The following is a 2,054-nucleotide window of genomic DNA, read 5'->3' on the forward strand; positions in this document are numbered from 1 at the left end:
GCCTCCGCGGGGCTGGGTGACGCGGACTTGGGGGCGGTGGGCGGCCATGGCGTCAGTGTCCCGGACGGGCGGCAGGCTCGTCCGGGACACCGGTGATCACGCTGCGGCGCCGAGGAGTCGGGCGACGAGTCCCTGGTACTCCGCAATCGGCACGACGCGCGGGCATCGTCGGCAGGTGATCTTGCCGCCGCCGTCCTCTTGGACGAGCGAGACGGTGTCGCATCCGGGGCAGGGTGCGTGGAGCGGCATCTTCTCGACGTCGCCGGTCCCGCCGAGCAGCCTGCGGGCGCCGCCGGCGAGGACGCGGACGTCCCGCCCGAGGTCTTCGGCCTGGTACCAGGCCCAGACGTCGCGCCCGCCGCGGGTGTCGCCCAGCACGCGCGCCGCCCAGCCGGTGGTGCGTCCGCGGACTTCGGTGCTGCCGAGGTGGTCGAGCCAGGCCGCGGCCCACTCGGCGAGCACGGTGTCCATCTCGTCGGCGGCGTCGAACTCCGGGCTGGGGCTGGGCGGGTCGACGCGGGTGCCGCCGCGGCCGACGGCGCCGCGGGTGGCCTGTCCGTCGGCCGCCGCCAGGAGCGCGTCGTGTTGGGTGGGCAGCCGCCAGACCAGGGTGGCGAGTTCGTCGCGGCAGTCGGCGCACCAGATCGGTTCGCCGGGCCGGCGCTTGTGGCTGGGGCAGGTGGGCTGTTCGGTGTCGGTGGTCGTGTCGGCGTGGTCGAGGTGCTGCACGGTGGCCTCCGGGGCGGTACGGTCCGGGTGCGACGCAGGACCGTGGGCCCCCGAGGGATCGGGGGCCTTCGCCGTGTCAGGGGCCGGCGGTCAGGAATGCGCGGACGGCGATGTCGGCGACGCGCGGCTTCGTGGGCGGCTCGGGCCTCGGCTCGGCGGGGTGAATGGTGCAGCACCCGAGCGAGCAGGTGCACCTCGGCGGGTGGACCGCCCAGTGCTGGGCGCGGATCTCGTCGTAGGTGACACGGCCAGGACCGAAGTCGAAGCCGAAGCCGTACCGGCTGTAGAAGTAGTGGGTGTCCCAGTCGTAGGTCATCGGTCAGCCGTAGGTGGCGGTGAGGAGCCAGCTCGGCTCCCGCCGGGTGGGCGTGAGTCCGAGTACGGCGAGCGCCGCCCGCAACTTCGCGTCCCAGCCGCCCGCTTCGGGGCGCCGGGCGAGGTCGGGCAGGTCGATGGCCTGGACCTCGCCGGAGTCTGCTTCGAAGACCTCGGTGACCAGCAGGTAGGTCGGGAATTCGCGGTACGAGCACGTCTCGATGCGCACGCCGTACCGCTCCATGAGGGCCCGGTCGCGTTCGCGGTAGCTGCCGTAGCCGTCGCCGGTCCGGACGCCGATGGCGTCGAGGAGGTGCTGGGCGGCGGCCTCGGCGAAGTCGGGGTCGTCGTCGCCTTCGTAGTCGGTGAACCAGTCGAGGTTGAGGCCGCCGTATTCGCCGGTGGCTTCGGCGACTTCCCATTTTTCGCCGCCGCCGAGGTTGTAGCCGTAGGCGAGGACGGCGTCTGCGTGGCTGCCCATGTCGCTCCTATTTCGGTCCGGTTTCATGTCGATCAAGGTCTGGATTGCTGTGCTGTTTGGGCGTACGGTCGCGGTCCGGCTCAGCACCTTCCCCGCCGGTTTTGGGGCCCGCGCGCCACCATCCCCGTCCGGGGAGCGCGGGCCCTCGGGGTGGGTCAGGACGCGTTCGGGGCCCACTCGACGCGTGCGTCGGGGTAGTGCTCCAGGAGCGCATCGAGGGTGACGGTCACAACGGCGAACCCGAGGTCGTCTTCCGTGATGCACCTCCCGGAGGGGAATCGGGCGCCGTTGAAGGTTTCGCCGTCGGGCATGTGTACGCGGAAGCCTTCGGCGTAGGGCTCGGTCATGTCGCTCCTTGGTGTCGCTCTGGTCTCGTATTGATCAAGCTGTGGTGTTTGTCCGGTGTCGGGCGTAGCGTCCCTGGTCCGGTCCCACCCCCCCGGGTCCGGCGTCGGGCCCGCGCTCCCCTCGTGGTCGAGCAGCGGGCCCTCGGCGCGTCAGAGTTCCTGGTTCGCGGTGGTGGCTTCGT

Annotated in this window: 4 protein-coding genes; all 4 read right to left on the reverse strand. The window is 71.9% G+C overall.

Going from position 1 to position 2,054, the window contains the following annotated elements:
• Positions 1 to 96 precede the first annotated feature (96 nt).
• The 4 genes from ACWCPW_RS51890 to ACWCPW_RS51905 all read right to left on the reverse strand — a co-directional run bounded on the left by ACWCPW_RS51890 (position 97) and on the right by ACWCPW_RS51905 (position 1,872).
• Positions 97 to 729: a hypothetical protein gene (locus ACWCPW_RS51890; protein ID WP_449768669.1), complete on the reverse strand. Its 633-nt coding sequence runs from the start codon at positions 727 to 729 to the stop codon at positions 97 to 99.
• Between the two features lie 76 nt (positions 730 to 805).
• A complete protein-coding gene (locus ACWCPW_RS51895) occupies positions 806 to 1,045 on the reverse strand; it encodes a hypothetical protein (RefSeq protein WP_449768670.1) in 240 nt (79 codons plus the stop codon).
• A gap of 3 nt (positions 1,046 to 1,048) precedes the next feature.
• Positions 1,049 to 1,525 (reverse strand): hypothetical protein, encoded by a 477-nt coding sequence (locus ACWCPW_RS51900; RefSeq protein WP_449768671.1) that lies wholly within the window; start codon positions 1,523 to 1,525, stop codon positions 1,049 to 1,051.
• 155 nt (positions 1,526 to 1,680) lie between these two features.
• Entirely contained in the window at positions 1,681 to 1,872 is a 192-nt protein-coding gene (locus tag ACWCPW_RS51905; RefSeq protein WP_449768672.1) for a hypothetical protein, read from the reverse strand.
• Positions 1,873 to 2,054 lie beyond the last annotated feature (182 nt).

The organism is Embleya sp. NPDC001921 (assembly GCF_053594475.1).

What these genes read in the sequence shown, in the direction of transcription:
- ACWCPW_RS51905 (WP_449768672.1), bottom strand. Translation starts at nt 1,872, where the DNA reads ATGACCGAGCCCTACGCCGAAGGCTTCCGCGTACACATGCCCGACGGC.
- ACWCPW_RS51895 (WP_449768670.1), bottom strand. Translation starts at nt 1,045, where the DNA reads ATGACCTACGACTGGGACACCCACTACTTCTACAGCCGGTACGGCTTC.
- ACWCPW_RS51900 (WP_449768671.1), bottom strand. Translation starts at nt 1,525, where the DNA reads ATGGGCAGCCACGCAGACGCCGTCCTCGCCTACGGCTACAACCTCGGC.